Origin of the sequence: Citricoccus sp. NR2, assembly GCF_027594385.1 — a bacterium.
In the GTDB taxonomy this organism is placed as follows: domain Bacteria; phylum Actinomycetota; class Actinomycetes; order Actinomycetales; family Micrococcaceae; genus CmP2.
The window spans coordinates 1824712-1840712 of sequence record NZ_CP115154.1 but is presented as its reverse complement, the minus strand read 5'-3'; the positions used below and the strand labels follow the sequence as shown (position 1 = coordinate 1840712).

Below are 16001 nucleotides of genomic sequence, written 5' to 3'. Positions count from 1 at the left end.
GTGGTCCATTGTGACAGGTGTCGGCGGCTGGGTCAGGGTCATCGCCATCGTGCCTCGGAGGTCCCATACCGCATGGGAGGGCGCGAGTAGTCCATGGCGAGACCGTCACAGTACAGCGGTGGTGGGATATAGCTGAGTTCACCGTAGGGGGTCGACGTCATGGTCCGGGACGGCACCTCCAGTGAGGCGAGGGGATGGTGCGGGTTGGGAGCAGGCAGACTCAGCAGCTCGTGGGCGGTCCGGGCCAGGGATAGCTCCGCGGTTGCGTGCGACGACGATCCCAGCAACAGGGCGACGGCGGCGACCATGCCCATGCCGGTAGCATGATCCAGCGCCTGCACCGGCAGTCGTCCGGGGTTTCCGGCATCGTCACGGTAGTGATCGGCGATCCCGGTGGCCGCCTGGACGATGCTGTCGAAACCGCGCCGATGCCGCCAGGGACCCTCCCGCCCCCATGCGGACAGGGACACCACTCTGATCTCGGGGCGGAGGCTCAGCAGCGACATGGTGCTCCATCGCAGGGATTCCAGGGCACCGGGGCGGTAGCCCAGCAGCACCACGTCGCAGGATCGCACCAGCTCGCGCAGCCTCTCGTGCTCAGAGCGATCTCGGAGGTCAAGGAGCACACTGCGCTGGCAGAAGCCGGTGTCGACGTGCTGTTCGAGATCTTCGGGGCAGTGCGGCGGATCGACCCGGATCACGTCGGCGCCCAAGGCTCCCAGCAGCCGGGCTGCGCTGGGGCCAGCGATCACTCGCGTCAGGTTCAGCACGCGCAGCCCGCCCAGGGGCGCCTCGCTCTCCCCCGCCGCCGGTGGTCTCCAGGTGCTCGGCCGCCAGGCACCGTGCTGTTCCTCGTCGGTGAACCGGATCCAGGGACCCGCGGCGGCCGCGGTACCCATAGCAGTCCGGTTCCAGTCGTCGGTGGACCGCACAACGGCCGCAACTCCCCCGTGCGAGTCCAGGCCGATCTCGATCTCGTCGGCGGTGAACGAGGCCAGCCGTTCCGTCATCTGTGTTTCGTCGGAGGTGTCGAGGAAGCGCTCGAGAGCGGCCCGGTGGTGTGGGTAGTTGGCGTGCAGTCGCACCCATCCGTCGGCGGTGCGGTGAAATCCCGACAAGGGCGCGAATCCCTGTGGGGATCGGCCGTCAACGCGCAGTTGCTCCAAGGAAGCGAAAGACGCGGCGACCCCGGCGGAGGTCGCCGAGAACGTGCGGCCCGTGAGTCGGTGTAGTGCGGTGGCAGCCAGTCGAGTGGCGCCGAGCGCCAGACCTTCGACATCGAGCGCGCCACCCCACCAGAAGCGAGGTCCGTCTAGAGGTGCGGCATGAGGCAAGTCCTCGTCAGCAACACCACTGAGGCGTCGAGTCCACTGGTCGAACAGTTCCTCCATGAATACAACCTACCGCCGTCCTCTTCTGCTGGCACAGACTGCGTAGACTGCCCCCATGTTCGTTCCTCGTCGTCCGTCCCCGTTGGCCGGAGCCAAGCCGCGCCGCGAGGATCTGCAGCGCTTCGCCACGCATGCCCCCGACGCGATCGACGATGTGTTGCCCGCTGATCCGGACCGGCTACGTCTGCTCATCGTGGGGATCAATCCTGGGCTCTGGACGGCGGCAGTAAACGCGCCCTTCGCCCGCCCGGGCAACCGGTTCTGGCCTGCTCTGTACCGGGCGGGTATGACCGAGCGCCCGGTGGATGCGTCCCGAGGACTGACCGGGCAGGACGCCCGGGATCTGGTCAACCGCGGGATCGGCATCACGAACCTGGTGGGCCGGGCCACCGCCCGCGCCGACGAACTCAGCCGTGACGAACTGGTCGAGGCCGGTCAGCGGCTCATCGCCCGGGTGGTCGAGCTGCGTCCGGAAGTGGTGGCGATCGCCGGAATCACCGCGTTCCGCACCGCCTTCAGCCAACGACGGGCAGTGCTGGGACGACAAGACACCGCGCTCATCGACGGCTGGCCCGCACAGACCCGGCTCTGGGTGGTGCCCCAACCCAGTGGGCTGAACGCGCACGAGAATATCGATTCGCTGGCCGAGAAATGGCGCGCGGTGCTGGCCGATGTGCCCGAGCCGGGAATCAGCCCTCGCGCACGGCGCGCTTGAACGCCTCGTCCGTCATATCCTCGAGCTCGCGGCCTTTGGTTTCGGGGACGAACTTCCAGACGAACAAGAACGACAGCAGTGCCATCACGGCGTACAGACCGTAGGCGAAGGTGAGACCGATCTCCGCCAGTCCGGGGAACGTGGTGGAGACGGCGAAGTTCGCCGCCCACTGCACCGCAGCAGCCACGGCCAGTGCTGCGGCACGGACTTTGTTGGGGAACATCTCGCCCAGCAGCACCCACACCAGCGGTCCCCAGGTCGCTCCGAAGAAAACAACAAACGCGTTGGCGGAGATCAGGGCGATGGTCGACCACGGTGCGGCCAGGCTGGCTTCGCCGTCGACGAGGGTCGCAAACGAGAAGCACAGCGCCATCATGCCCAGGCTCACCGCCATGCCGATGGAGCCGACCAGCAGCATGGGGCGGCGGCCGACTTTGTCGACGAGCAGGATTGCGACGATGGTGACGAGAATATTCGTCACGGAGGTGATCACCGTGATGGTCAGTGCGTCGGATTCTCCGAAGCCGACCGAGCGCCACAGAGTGGTGGAGTAGTAGAAGATGACGTTGATGCCCACGAACTGCTGGAACACCGAGAGCAGAATCCCGACCCAGACGATGGGGCGCAGACCCATCAGCGGGCCTTTGAGGTCTCGGAACGAGGCGCGGCGCTCGTGCTCGAGCGAGTTCTGGATCTCGACGATCTTCAGGTTAACCCGGTCCACACCGGTGAAGTCGTGCAGCACCTGCGCTGCCTTGTCGAGATCGCCGCGGGCCACCAGAAAGCGCGGCGACTCGGGAAGGCGCATGGCGAAGAGACCATACGCCACGGCGGGGACCACCTCGGCCAGGAACATCCAGCGCCAGGCCTCCAGGCCGAACCAAAATTCTTGGGCTGCTCCCCCGGCGAGGTTGGCGAACAGGGCGTCAGAGAGCAGCGCAACGAAAATACCGGACACGATGGCCAACTGCTGCAGAGAGCCGAGGCGACCACGCACATGGGCCGGCGAAACTTCCGCAATATACGCGGGAGCGATCACCGAGGCCGCGCCCACGCCGAGCCCGCCGAGCACGCGCCAGGCGATGAGATCGGCGACGCCGAAGGCCAAGCCCGAGCCAACCGAGGACACGAAGAAGAACACCGCGGCTACCAGCATCACCGGAACGCGGCCAAAGCGGTTGGCCAGTGGCCCGGCGAACCAGGCGCCCAGGGCACAACCGATCAGCGCCGAGGACACGGCGAAACCAGTCAGGGCGGAGCCCAGCTCGAACTGGGCCGAGAGCGCATCCACCGCGCCGTTGATCACGGCGGTGTCAAAGCCGAAGAGGAACCCGCCCAGGGCTGCCGCCACGCAGATTCCCACCACCCGGGCGTTGAGTCTGGTGGTTCCCGGAGCGTCGTTGGCCGGTTGATCCGTCATCGCTGGTGGTCCCGTCGTCTACTTTTTCGTCGTGTTTTTTATCCGAAATGTGTGCGCGTTCAGGTACCCAGGGCACGAAAGCGTACGCGCCATTATGCACCCGTCTGCCGCGTGCACGCGACCCCCGGCGTGTTCGACGCTGCGGTGGTCACGACCCGAGCAGTCCGGCGATACCGGTACCCACGGAGAGCAGGGCACCGATCATGGCAATGACCACCACGATGCGGAAGGCCCACCGGTCGTCCACCACCCGGCGCAGCGGCTCTGTTGCAAAGATTGGCGGCAGTCAGAGGTAGGCTGTCGCTCTGCGCCGATCAGGCGGCTGCTGCGAAATGGTGGTTGAGCATGCCCATGGCCTCCGTCAGCGCCGAGGGCCCAATGCCAAAAGCTCTCTCCACAAGGCGCACCTCGCCCCTGATGCCGGGCTGCAGGCACCAGGGGCGAGCCTGTCCTTTGCGCAGGGCTCGCATGACTTCGAATCCCTTGATCGTGGCATAGGCCGTGGGGATCGATTTGAAACCGCGCACCGGCTTGATCAGTATCTTGAGCTTTCCGTGATCGGCCTCGATCACGTTATTGAGATACTTCACCTGCCGGTGGGCCGTCTCCCGGTCCAGCTTTCCTTCGCGCTTCAATTCGGTGATCGCTGCACCATAGCTCGGCGCTTTGTCGGTATTGAGCGTGGCAGGCTTTTCCCAGTGCTTCAGGCCTCGCAGGGCCTTGCCCAGGAACCGCTTCGCTGCCTTGGCGCTGCGGGTCGGCGACAGGTAGAAATCGATCGTGTCGCCCCGCTTGTCGACTGCCCGGTACAGGTAGGTCCACTTGCCCCGCACCTTGACGTAGGTTTCATCCAGGCGCCAGCTCGGATCAAAGCCACGCCGCCAGAACCAGCGCAGCCGCTTCTCCATCTCCGGGGCGTAGCACTGGACCCAGCGATAGATCGTCGTATGGTCGACCGAAATGCCGCGTTCCGCCAGCATTTCCTCAAGGTCGCGATAGCTGATCGGATAGCGACAATACCAGCGCACCGCCCACAGGATCACATCACCCTGGAAATGGCGCCACTTGAAATCCGTCATCGTTCCGTCCGTCCAATCTCCGCCAAGCATGCTCAAGCTTCACGATTTTTGCAACAGAGCCCACACGAGTATTGAGCATAGTCGAGATTGGTGCAGATCACTTCTGATATTGAACTGTCAGGAGCTGGCTGCACAACAGCCATTACGCCCAATCAACTGGTGCAGTCGTCTTCTGAAAATGACATTTGGTATCTCTCATAAACGGATGTTTTTGAGAGAACTATCTTCGGCCTTCACACGCACGAAAGGCGGCGAAGCTCCGCCGTTAATCCGTCCGCCGGAGATCTCGCCCAGGCAGGCTGAAGGCCGAGCAAGCCTGACAGGCCCGAAAAGCCCGGCACGGGCGTCGGCGGCGATGACGGCGGCGGCATTATCCAGGGTTGATGATGGAAGTGGAGGATATCGACAACCTCTCGCGCAACCAAGACATCGCGGTCGGACTGCAAGTGATCTTGAAGCCACGGGCCCGTCCCACCCCGACATGGACCTCGATGCCCGAACGGACGTTAGATTTCGAGTTCTAGGCGTTCTGCGATGAAGGTTGGATCCCAGCCGGGATTGAAAGTGTCGACGTGGGTGAATCCGAGCCGCTCGTATAGGCCACGCAGGTTCGGGTGGCAGTCGAGCCGCAGCTTGGCGCACCCCTGCGTTCGCGCGGCATGGCGGCAAGCCTCGATCAGCGCGGAGCTGACACCCCGGCCCGCATGTGTCCGTCGCACCGCGAGCTTGTGCAGATATGCGGCCTCCCCCTTGAGGGCGTCGGGCCAGAACTCGGGATCCTCGGCCGACAAGGTGCAACAGCCGACGATGCCGTCGCTGCAACTCGCGACTAGGAGCTCGGATCTCAGGACGAAGGTCTCCGCGAATGTCCGGTCGATCCGCGCGACGTCCCAGGCGGGCGTTCCCTTGGCGGACATCCACGCCGCAGCGTCGTGCATCAGCCGCACAACCTCGTCGATATCACCCGAGCAGGCGACCCGAACGTTCGGAGGCTCCTCGCTGTCCATTCGCTCCCCTGGCGCGGTATGAACCGCCGCCTCATAGTGCAGTTTGATCCTGACGAGCCCAGCATGTCTGCGCCCACCTTCGCGGAACCTGACCAGGGTCCGCTAGCTGTTGCTGGCCATGAGGTTGTTGACGTGCTTTGTGGGTGGCGACGTAAGCGGCTACGATGAGTCGTATGTCGAGCCCTGAATCGGACACTCAGGGGCTTTCGGTCACGCCGTCAGCCCCTCACCTCAGCTGAGCCCCTAGCTCCCTGCTGCCCGCTACGTGCAGCATGTCATTCGGGTGTCCTTTGGGCGCTGACCGTGGTGACGAGACGTTCTCTTGTTCGTACTCTCGCTTCGGAGCTATCTCGATGCCTTTCGCTCTTTATCTTCTTGCCCTGGTGGTCTTTGCCATGGGTACTTCCGAATTCATGCTCGCCGGCCTCGTGCCCGACATTTCCAGATACTTCGGCCTTTCCGTGGGGACCGCTGGTCTCCTGACGTCGGCGTTCGCCGCAGGGATGGTAATCGGTGCACCTGTGATGGCCGCGTTCACTCGTCGCCTCCCTGTAAAAGCGACACTCCTGGGTTGCGTGATCGGTTTCGCGCTGACCCATATCATCGGGGCTCTCACCCCGCACTTCACTGTTCTGTTTATCACGCGCGTGATCGCGGCGATCGTTAATGCAGGCTTCTTGGCGGTCGCGTTGGGTGCGGCAACAAAACTCGTAGCACCCGATGCCAAAGGTCGGGCCGTGGCGGTTCTGCTGGCGGGTACCACCGTCGCCACCGTCGCAGGCGTCCCCGCGGGTACGCTACTTGGTACGGCACTTGGCTGGCAGTCGACGTTCTGGGCGATCGCACTTCTCTGCATCCCCGCTGCGATCGGCATCGCTGCGGGCTTCACCACTAAAGCCGACGACTCGTCAAAGGAGGAGTCGTCCTCGACCTCGTTGCGCGTGGAGCTGGCGCAGCTGTCCTCTCCGCGCCTCGTCCTAACGATGCTGCTCGCTGCCCTTGTGAATGCCGGCACATTCGCCACGCTGACCTTTCTCGCGCCGATCGTTACGGACACCGCCGGCCTGACCCAGTGGTGGGTGCCGGTGGCGCTTGTGTTCTTCGGCGTCGGCTCCTTCATCGGCGTCACCGTTGCGGGACGGCTCTCGGATGCCCGACCCCGCATCGTCATCGTGGGCGGTGGCAGCGTTCTGGTGCTCGGGTGGGTCGCGCTGGCGCTCTTCGCAACGAACCCCGTCGCCCTGCTCGGGCTCGTTTTCGCTCAGGGTGTGGTGGGGTTCGCCGTCGGGAGCACGCTGATCACGCGAGTGCTTTATGCCGCGGCGGGTGCGCCCACCATGGCGGGGTCATACGCGACAGCGGCACTCAACGTGGGCGCGGCAGCCGGTCCCGTGCTCGCCTCTGCCGCACTCAGCGTTATGCCGGGCGCGCTCGGACCCGTTTGGGTAGCCGTGCTCGTGACCACCACGGCACTACTGCTCGCAGTTCCGCTTCTTCGGCTGATTGCACCCGTCGAGAGCGAGGTGGTCAAGTGACGCACGCAAACGCGCCCCTGACGGTCGAAGGTCGTCGTCGACTCGTCGCGCGCTGTCGGACTCGACCCATTTCTCATGTTGCCGCCGAGATGGGGGTCTCCCGTGCGACCGCCTCGAAATGGGTCAACCGATACAAACGATTCGGGAAGGTCGGCCTAATGGACCGCTCGTCGTCGCCGATCCGGCAGCCCTCTGCAACGCCTGGCCGCCTCGTGAAGCAGATCGAGTCAATGCGACGAGAACATAAATGGTCGGCGTCGCGTATCGCATTCGAGCTCAAGCAAGCGGGAACACCGGTCAGCCGGCGCACCATCACCCGGCTCCTCGCGCAGCTGGGCCTGAACCAGCGCAAGTTTATTGACCCCAACGGCGAGACGAACCGGGAACCGCAACACATCACCACCAAACGTCCCGGCCACATGGTGCACCTGGACGTGAAGAAGGTCGGTCGCATCCCCGATGGCGGCGGGTGGCGCGTGCACGGCAAAGGCAGCGAGAAGGCTAAAGCTGTTGCACGTAAGAAGACCCGAGGCACGAAGACGGGGTACGTCTATCTGCATTCGGCCATCGACGGGCACACCCGACTCGCGTACACCGAAGCGTTGCCGGATGAGAAAGCCGTCACTGCCGTCGCGTTCCTCGGGCGTGCAAGAGCTTGGTTCGCCGAGCACGGCATCGCCGGGATCGAGCGCGTCGTAACCGACAACGGCTCCTGCTACCGATCCGCAGCTTTCCGCGACGCAGTCGGGACCAGCCGACACCAGCGCATCACCCCATACACGCCCCGACACAACGGCAAAGTCGAGCGCTACAACCGGATCCTCGCCGAAGAGTTTCTCTACGCTCGCACCTGGCGCTCAGAAGACGAACGCGCTACCGCGCTCGAAGTGTGGAACCGGCACTACAACTATCACCGTCCCCACGGCGCTCACGACGGGCAACCGCCCGCCTCTGCGACACCGACACGAGTCAACAACCTCATGACCTCATACATCTAGATGGCGGTCGTCTACAGCGGCGCAATCTTTTAACCAAAGTGGACAGCGCCTCCGCGATCAGTCCCCACTCCCCTGATCGTCGAAGGCAGTAGCGTCGTGACGGTTTCGATGCGCGTGATGATCGCGAGGGATGGCTACAAGCACCTCCTGCGCACGGTCGCGGCCAAGGACGACGACCGCGAGCCAACCCCGTAGGGCCGGCAAAGTAGTTGCGTTTCGATCGGGTAGTTTCTGCGGTTCCCAGATTACGGGCTCAAGGGTCGTTCGTGCTGTCCGCACAGGCCTCAGTCAACCTGCGTCTCGATGCAGTAGCGTCGCAGTTCTGCGATCATCGAGGTCTTGGGGGCGCTGACCAAGCGGAACGCATGGCTGAAACGGACGCGCATTCCTCCAGCCTCGAGGTAGCCGTCGCAGGAAGCGCGTCGTCCGTGGATGACGACAGAAATGACCTCCACCCGCTCGGGAGAACGGCGGGCGCACCTCTCGGGCTGCACTGGGGCCGCTGTGTGTGGATTTCTCGATGAGCGTCCAGCTCATGTCATCGGCAAGCCACTCGGAGAGGGCCTCCAGCTCTCCCTTGGCCCGGTTCACAACGAAGTCTCCGTCGACGCACTTCCGTGAAGACTCATGGTGCTATGGCTCGATCCGATGCGCCCGGCCCTTCTCCGCGATCGGCACGCACATTTCGATGGGTCTATCAGGCTCCCAGCTGACCTGTCCTTGGTAGATGATGCCGAGTTTCCCGGTGGTGCCGTCTCGCTAGTCGGCCATGGCGAAGCAGTGTCGCCGCCGTGTTGCTCCTGCTCACGTCTCACAACTCACATCGAGTCGCCGCTCGCCCATGAGCCGAACTTCGGGGACGCTGCTGTACCACGCATGATGAGAATCACGCAGGGCACGTAGAGTGCTGCGGCGCAGAGCCAGAGGAAGCCGTCGGCGTTGATGTAAGTGAGCGCGAAGATCGTTGTGAAAGCGACCGGTCCGAAGATCGATGTGACGCTGTTGATGCTGGCGAGCACACCCTGGAGGCGCCCTTGGCGCTGTTCATCGACGCGCTGGGAGAGAAGGGTTTGCAGAGCGGGGAGGCCGATGCCACCGATCCCCAGTGCCGCCAAGATAGGCGCCATGGAAAATGCGTCAGTGACAATCGCCAGGCCTACGAGACCCAAGGCGTCGGTAACACACCCGATGATGACTGTTTTTGCCTCACCGATCCACTCCACGATGCGGCCAGTAAGTAGGGCCTGCACGAGAACCTGTACGATCCCGAAGACGGACAGGGAGATTCCAACTTCGACGGGACTCCAGTCGAGGCGGTGTTCAGTAAACAGCACCCAGGTCGCACCTGGAGCCTGCCCAATGAATTGAACAAGGCCGAATGCGACTAATAGGAAGGTAATCCCAGGCACCGCGCTGAGGCCGGGGCGACCACGATGCTGAGCGAGCGACGCAGAGCGCGCAGGCGAATCAGGACGGGTCTCGCGTAACAGGATAAAGGTGAGTGCCAGATTGCTCGCTGAGAGAAGAGCAGCGAGCAAAAACGGCAGATGTGGCGAGATGGCACCGAACAGTCCACCCATGGCTGGCCCCGCGATCATTCCGCCGCCATAGCAGGCACTGAGTAAACCGAAACGCTTGGCGCGCTGGTGGGGTGGCGTGATGTCGGCGATCACGGTGGCGGTGACCGCATTGGTCGCTCCGGTTATCCCAGCCACTGCGCGGGCGATATAGAACACCGACAGAGCGGACGTCGTGGCGAGCACGAGATAGTCGACGGTCGCACCGGCCAGGGAAACAAGCAGCACCCGGCGGCGGCCGAATCGGTCCGACAGTGTTCCCAGTACGGGGGCAAAGATGAACTGCATTACCGCGTAGAGCGCGATCAGCACTCCGACGTTCAGCGGAACCGCATCAGCGGTGACCCCTGCCTCGTGCAGCAGTGCGGGGAGAATCGGCATCACCAGGCCCATGCCGGCGGCGTCGAGGCTAGCCGTGATGAGGACCGTGGCCAACGAGCCACGAGCGGAAGTGAGAGATGACACCTTATCAACGATAAAGTTATCGATGATAAAGTTCAAGCATGGCTCAGAAACAAGCGCGACTCGATCGTGCAGCAGTCTTGCGCGGTGCGAGGCATGTGCTCAATAACACGGGGATCGACGGTTTCACCACGCGGGCGCTGGCTGCGCATCTGCGGGTGCAGCAGCCAGCACTCTACTGGCACTTTCGGACAAAGGCCCACCTGCTCGGATCGCTCGCAGCTGATGTGCTTGATCGCGAACACCACGCCTCACTCCCAGAGTCAGGGGAGCGCTGGGACGACTTTCTCCTGCGCAACGCGCGGAGCTTCCGGACAGCGCTTCTGGCAGTCCGGGATGGAGCACGGCTGCACGCAGAGTTTCACCGTCAAAAGAGTGACCAGATGCCAGCGGGCTCGGATGCCCCCGAAAGTCAGATCGAGTTTCTCGTGTCCGAAGGATTCGCTGAGGGCTCTGCGGTCCGAGCTCTCATGGCTATCAGCCGCTATACGGTCGGTTTCGTACTAGAAGAACAAACAGCGCTCGACAACGGATGTGAGCCTGTCGATCAAGACCTAGATTTCGAGTTCGGGTTAGTTGCAATGGTTGAAGGGCTGGCATCAAAGCGATGAGGGATGCTCGCACTTTGGGTCTCTGCGTCAGTAAGGTCAATCCTTTCCCGCTCCCGCAGCACCTCCTCCTCCGCGATACTGACGATTCGCTCATGGCTATGGGGCTCACAAACGAGCAAATCAGGGACCGTATGCATGTCGCGTCGCGATCGCGGAACTGCACATCAGCAGCATCTTCACCATGCTCGACCTTAACGAGCGCACAGGGAACAAGCGCGTCATCGCCGTCCTCGAGTACCTCAAGAACTAAGCGTCGAGTGCGCGACCGGCGCGATGACCATAGGTAACGGCGGTTTAGCATCGGTGCCGCATCTTGACACGACTCAATCCGCGACAGCTAACCTCCGCATATGGAGTTCGACGGAATGGAGATCCCCGACGATATCGAGGTCACGGTCTGGGGGAGCAACGAGCACCGGCTCTGTAACGTCTGCCGCGCAGAATGCGACCCCGAGCCGAGCGGCGCCGACGGGTACGGCGTGCGAATCATCTACGTCTGCCGCGACCACGGACTCCAATCCGTCGTGGACCCATTCGAGCATCTCCGTTGAAGCGCGCTCTTCGCTATCTCCTTGCATTGACGCAAACATCGCGCTCTCCGCCTTCCGAGGGTAGATCCCAAGATCTGCGGCGCACCTGCCCAGTGTGACGATTTCGATCAGGGTCATGACCGCTGGGGACGGGTACCGGTACCTGCTGAACGCAGTTGTCGCTGGCGACGGGGATCGCGATGCGTCGTCAGCGCTGACAAGGTACTACCTTGAAGCAGGAACGCCTCCCGGCATCTGGCTCGGGGCCGGCCTCCCAGGGCTCGCCGGAGAGATCGCCGTCGGCGCCTCGGTGAGCGAGGAGCAGTTACGGCGGCTCATGGGGCACGGGCAGGATCCGAGCAGCGGCGAGCAACTGGGGCGCCCGTACCGGAAATTCGCCACCGCAGGCGAGCGGGCACAGCGCCGCATCGATCAGTTCCCGAAGTCCCTCACCGCAGGTGAGCGTGCCGCTCAGCAAACGCTGATCGAGGCGGAGGAGGCACAGAAGCCTACGAATGCGCCCGTCGCGGGGTTTGATCTCACGTTCTCGGTTCCTAAGTCCGTCTCGACTCTCTGGGCAGTTGCCGATGGCGGAACTCAGGCACTCGTCGCCCAAGCCCATCACACCGCGATCCGAGACGTGATCGCCCTGCTTGAGCGCGACGTCGCGATGACCAGGGTCGGCGCGAAAGGGCCGCGTGGCGCCGTCGCGCAAGTCGACGTGCGGGGTGTGATCGCGACCGCCTACGATCACTACGATTCTCGGACCGCGGATCCACAACTCCACACGCACGTCGTGATCGCCAACCGCGTCCAAGCCGTCGATGACGGGAAGTGGCGCACGCTCGATTCCCGCGCTATCCACGCCGCCGTCACGGGCCTATCGGAGCATTACAACGCCGTCCTCTCGGACCATCTCACTCAGATCCTCGGCGTCGGGTGGGAAGCCCGCGAGCGCGGAGCCGGGCGCTCCACTGCGTGGGAGATCGTCGGCGTGCCGCAGGAGCTGATGGATGAGTTCTCTTCCCGCACACGCGATATCGAGCAGGTCAAAGACCGGCTGGTCGACGAGTACGTTTCGAAGCACGGGAGGCAGCCGTCCCCGAAGTTGGTGTGGCAGTTCCGGCAGCAGGCCACGCTCGAAACCCGGCCCCCGAAGCAACAGCACTCTCTCAGCGACCTCACCTCCCAGTGGCGAGAACGCGCGACCGCGTTGCTGGGTGAGGACGCGCCGACCTGGGCGTCGGCACTGCTCGCCGGTAGTGAGCACGAACCGTTACTGCGGGCAGACGATATCCCGTTGGAGGATCTTGAGGAGGTCGCCGAGGTCGTGGTGCAGCAGGTCGGTGACCGGCGAGCGACGTGGAAACGGTGGAACCTCCACGCGGAAGCGGTCCGGCAGACGATGGATCTCCGCTTCGCGTCCGCGAACGATCGGGACGCCATCACCCAGCAGATCGTCGATGCCGCAGAACGGGTCTCGCTGCGTCTCACTCCGCCCGAGCTCGCGACGAGCCCGTCGCTGTTTCGTCGTGCGGACGGGGCGAGCGTGTTCCGCCCCAAAGCCGGAACGGTGTTCTCCTCCGAGCAGGTGCTCGCGGCAGAAGACCGACTCCTTGCCGCGTCGAATGATCGGTCGGCGCCGACCGTGCCGCTGGCATGGATCGAGGACGCTGCCAGAACGAAGAACCGCGACGGGCACACCCTGTCGGTGAATCAGGAGCAGGCGATCGCGAAGATCGGCGTCTCCGGCCGCGTCCTCGACGTCCTCGTCGGCCCCGCAGGGACGGGGAATACCACATGTCGAGTTTGACGCCACTCCTGAACTGCAAACGGCTTGTGAGTTGGACTCTTGCCCCATCTGAACAGGCACCCACGTCATCGCACAGAAAACCGTATGAAATCAATCCTCGAGGCAATATCCGCACCCTCGTGCATCGCAATACGCGCCAGAACATACTCGGTGCCCCATCGTTTGCCCCAGGAGTCGAGCAGCAGGCCGGCCGCTCCACCATCTCGGTCACGTCGACGAACGCGGCCGCGCAGCAGATCAACCATGCCGTGTACGAGCGTCAGGGCGACGCCGGTGCGATCGACCCCGCCACTGTCACGCATGGGATGGACGGTGACCCCATCGCCGCAGGCGCGCAGGTAGCGACCCGCGAGAACGACCGCGAGCTCGGCGTCGCCAACCGACAAACGTGGACGGTGCGCAGCGTGAACGTTGACGGCCGCATCACCGTCGCTGACCCGACGACTGGGCATCACCGCACCCTCGACGCCGACTACGTGGCCGAGCATGTGCAGCTCGCCTAGCCGAGGTTCCCCAAACACACTCACCTGTGAACGTGCGCGTGCGCGCGGTTCTATTCTACCGGTCGCCGTGAGGACGCTCACGCGACCGACTCGTCATCGCGGGCCGAGAGACCACGAATCGCGAAAGTTGTGTCGTGCATGGTGGCTCTGGGGGTGGCTACTCAGGTATCGCGTTCCAGATTCCGGCCCACTGCTCCGGTGTCAGGTCCCTCGGCAGTGCGCGTGTATCGACGCCGCACTGCCTCAGGAGTTGCCGGGCTCGGCCGGGGTCGATGTGGCTCGCGTTCGCGATGACACGGTCGAGGGTTCTGCCTCGGCCGGTGAATACCGCGCGTACGAACTGTTGGTACCGGGTGCGCTGCGAGCCGGGAATCAGCGGATCTTTGCGCCTGCTGATCTGGATGATGCCGCCATCGACGCTGGGGCGTGGTCGGAAACCCCAGGAGGGAACCCGGCCGTGGAGGTCGAAGGTGAACCAGGGCGCGGTTTGTGCGGTCAACATGGTGGAGCCACCGATCCCGCAGCGTTTGCGGGCGACCTCCCATTGCGTAAGGAGCACCGCCTGAGTCCAGGTGCCGACGCGGAGAAGTCGGCGCAGGATCGGGGTGGTGAGATGGAAGGGGATGTTCCCCACGATCACGGGGTGGTCGAGAGGGACGGTGAGCGCGTCGGCGTGATTGATTTTCACATCCGGCAGCGCGCGGCGGAGGCCAGCGATCCGGTGCTCATCGAGGTCAATCGCGGTCACCGGCCTGCCGAGCTGGGCGAGAGGTCTCGTGAGTGCGCCGTCTCCAGCGCCAAGTTCGAGTATCGGCCCTTTCGTCGCGGTGACTAGAGCGGTGATCTTGCTGATTGTGGGTGTGTGGATGAGGAAGTTTTGGCCGAGTTCGTGGCGGCCACCGTGGGATGAACGAGGCATGTTCGCGCTCCAAGAAAGGGACTGCTGAGGGTTTGGTTGACTAGATTCCATTACCTTTAAGCCGCTAAAACGACTGTTTCCATCATAACCGTTTCGTACTCTATGGGGGTTAATTTACCCAACTTTCTCTGTCTGCGTTTGCGATGATATTTCCCCTCTATCCAAGCAACAACAGCAAGCCGAAGCTCCTGCCTTGATACCCACGCTTTCCGGTCGAGCACGTTCTTTTGCAAAAGCGCGAAGAACGATTCCATTGCCGCGTTGTCCCCCGCGGCACCGACTCTACCCATTGATTGTTTCAACCCTTGAGCCGCTAAAACACGCCGATATTTCCGGGAACGAAATTGGCTACCTCTGTCCGAGTGCACCACAACATTTTTGGGATAGCCACGTTGTTTTAAAGCGTTTTGTAGCGCGTTAACAGCAAGACCCGTTTTCATTCTTTTATCTATCGAATAACCAACAATACGGTTCGCGAAAACGTCTTTAACCGCACACAAATAAAGCCGGCCTTCTTTTGTGTGATGCTCGGTAATATCGGTTAGCCAAAGCTTGTTCGGGGCGCAGGCTTTAAACTCACGCCCTACTAGATCATCACTAACGGGCACGCCTGCCGGCACATATTTACGTTTGCGCCCAGCAATCACCGATTTGATGCCAGCTTTTGAGCAAAGCCTCCACACCCGCCGCTCACTGACCTGAAAGCCCAGGGCCTGCATTTCATCAGCAAGAAAACGGTAACCAAATTCGGGGTCATCGGAATGTAACTGGCGAAGCCTGCCTATCAGGCGAGCTTCTTCTGCTTCTCTTGCCGAGACTGGGTTTTTAACCCACCTGTAGAAGGCTTGTTTGCTGAACCCTAAAACCCTCGCCGCTACTGCCACCGGAACTCTAACAGGCTCATAACCCGGGGCAGCCATTTCAAGAACGAGAGGGTAAACTATTTTGGGTTTTTATTAATGTGTATCTGTGACAAATACGCGGCAGCTCGACGTAGCACCTCGTTTTCTTGTTCCAGTAAACGGTTACGTTTTATCAGCTCTTGAATCTGCTTATTCTCACCAGATTCCACCTCGTTAACAGCAGGTAATCCGAAACGTTTTCTTTCATCATCTGCAACCCATTTACTTATAGTCGATTTCGAAATCCCAAGGTCTCGACACACCTGTGCTTGAGTGTTCCCAGCGCGCACAAGATCGACTGCGTCTTGTTTAAACTCATCAGAATATTTCATCATGTTAACTATCCTTCCAACTCCCATTATGAGAGCGAAACTTTAGTCAACCAAACCCTCAGCAGTCCCAAAGAAAGGATGGAACGCCTCGGAAACAGGGCAGAGCGCAGACGGAGAAAATGGATGCGCAAAATCGCCGTTCCGAGACGCGAATGGTCTCTCGGATGGACGACGCGCGAAGCGTTCAGCGAGGCGCGCCGTCAGGCG

General features: G+C 62.5%; 15 protein-coding genes. 7 read left to right on the top strand and 8 right to left on the bottom strand.

The genetic code is table 11. The features are described from left to right. Nucleotides 1-38 precede the first annotated feature (38 nt). Entirely contained in the window at nt 39-1391 is a 1353-nt protein-coding gene (locus O1A05_RS08725) for a CoA transferase (RefSeq protein ID WP_270104830.1), read from the bottom strand. 55 nt (nt 1392-1446) lie between these two features. Between O1A05_RS08725 and O1A05_RS08720 the strand changes: the two genes are divergently transcribed. Next, the gene (locus O1A05_RS08720; RefSeq protein ID WP_270104829.1) at nt 1447-2106 is read left to right on the top strand and encodes a mismatch-specific DNA-glycosylase; all 660 of its coding nucleotides are present in this window, start codon (nt 1447-1449) and stop codon (nt 2104-2106) included. Here the strand turns inward: O1A05_RS08720 and O1A05_RS08715 are convergent. The 3 genes from O1A05_RS08715 to O1A05_RS08705 all read right to left on the bottom strand — a co-directional run bounded on the left by O1A05_RS08715 (nt 2081) and on the right by O1A05_RS08705 (nt 5612). Then, entirely contained in the window at nt 2081-3526 is a 1446-nt protein-coding gene (locus O1A05_RS08715) for a sugar porter family MFS transporter (protein ID WP_270104828.1), read from the bottom strand. The two genes, O1A05_RS08720 and O1A05_RS08715, sit on opposite strands and share 26 nt — an antisense overlap. 314 nt (nt 3527-3840) lie before the next feature. Further along, a complete protein-coding gene (locus O1A05_RS08710; protein WP_001389365.1) occupies nt 3841-4605 on the bottom strand; it encodes an IS6-like element IS6100 family transposase in 765 nt (254 codons plus the stop codon). A 506-nt stretch (nt 4606-5111) separates the two neighbouring features. Further along, a complete protein-coding gene (locus O1A05_RS08705) occupies nt 5112-5612 on the bottom strand; it encodes a GNAT family N-acetyltransferase (RefSeq protein ID WP_000376623.1) in 501 nt (166 codons plus the stop codon). Between the two features lie 353 nt (nt 5613-5965). On the opposite strand from O1A05_RS08705, the gene O1A05_RS08700 reads away from it, so the two are divergent. Further along, nucleotides 5966-7147: a Cmx/CmrA family chloramphenicol efflux MFS transporter gene (locus O1A05_RS08700; protein WP_065247304.1), complete on the top strand. Its 1182-nt coding sequence runs from the start codon at nt 5966-5968 to the stop codon at nt 7145-7147. After that, nucleotides 7144-8145, top strand: a complete 1002-nt coding sequence (locus O1A05_RS08695) for an IS481 family transposase (RefSeq protein WP_065247305.1) — start codon at nt 7144-7146, stop codon at nt 8143-8145. Before O1A05_RS08700 ends, O1A05_RS08695 begins: the two co-directional genes overlap by 4 nt. A gap of 284 nt (nt 8146-8429) precedes the next feature. Here O1A05_RS08695 and O1A05_RS08690 read toward each other — a convergent pair whose 3' ends face one another. After that, nucleotides 8430-8600 (bottom strand): hypothetical protein, encoded by a 171-nt coding sequence (locus tag O1A05_RS08690; protein ID WP_187997209.1) that lies wholly within the window; start codon nt 8598-8600, stop codon nt 8430-8432. Nucleotides 8601-8963: 363 nt separating this feature from the next. After that, the gene (gene tet(33) / locus O1A05_RS08685; RefSeq protein WP_166235039.1) at nt 8964-10187 is read right to left on the bottom strand and encodes a tetracycline efflux MFS transporter Tet(33); all 1224 of its coding nucleotides are present in this window, start codon (nt 10185-10187) and stop codon (nt 8964-8966) included. 38 nt (nt 10188-10225) lie between these two features. On the opposite strand from tet(33), the gene O1A05_RS08680 reads away from it, so the two are divergent. The 4 genes from O1A05_RS08680 (at nt 10226) to O1A05_RS08665 (ending at nt 13641) form a co-directional block, all read left to right on the top strand. After that, nucleotides 10226-10795, top strand: coding sequence for a TetR/AcrR family transcriptional regulator C-terminal domain-containing protein (locus O1A05_RS08680; RefSeq protein ID WP_005882738.1), 570 nt, complete (start codon nt 10226-10228; stop codon nt 10793-10795). A 350-nt stretch (nt 10796-11145) separates the two neighbouring features. After that, the gene (locus tag O1A05_RS08675) at nt 11146-11346 is read left to right on the top strand and encodes a hypothetical protein (RefSeq protein ID WP_069408167.1); all 201 of its coding nucleotides are present in this window, start codon (nt 11146-11148) and stop codon (nt 11344-11346) included. Between the two features lie 115 nt (nt 11347-11461). Next, nucleotides 11462-13138, top strand: a complete 1677-nt coding sequence (mobF, locus tag O1A05_RS08670; RefSeq protein ID WP_270104827.1) for a MobF family relaxase — start codon at nt 11462-11464, stop codon at nt 13136-13138. Between the two features lie 119 nt (nt 13139-13257). After that, entirely contained in the window at nt 13258-13641 is a 384-nt protein-coding gene (locus O1A05_RS08665; RefSeq protein ID WP_187997208.1) for a hypothetical protein, read from the top strand. A 157-nt stretch (nt 13642-13798) separates the two neighbouring features. Here O1A05_RS08665 and erm read toward each other — a convergent pair whose 3' ends face one another. Together erm and O1A05_RS08655 are read right to left on the bottom strand one after the other, a co-directional pair. Next, nucleotides 13799-14560: a 23S ribosomal RNA methyltransferase Erm gene (gene erm / locus O1A05_RS08660; RefSeq protein WP_130108831.1), complete on the bottom strand. Its 762-nt coding sequence runs from the start codon at nt 14558-14560 to the stop codon at nt 13799-13801. A 56-nt stretch (nt 14561-14616) separates the two neighbouring features. After that, nucleotides 14617-15797, bottom strand: a protein-coding gene (locus O1A05_RS08655) for an IS3 family transposase (RefSeq protein ID WP_270104826.1) whose coding sequence is annotated in 2 segments (ribosomal slippage) — nt 14617-15513 and nt 15516-15797 — 1179 coding nt in all. Because the reading frame shifts where the segments join, the coding sequence is not laid out codon by codon here. Between the last annotated feature and the right edge of the window lie 204 nt (nt 15798-16001).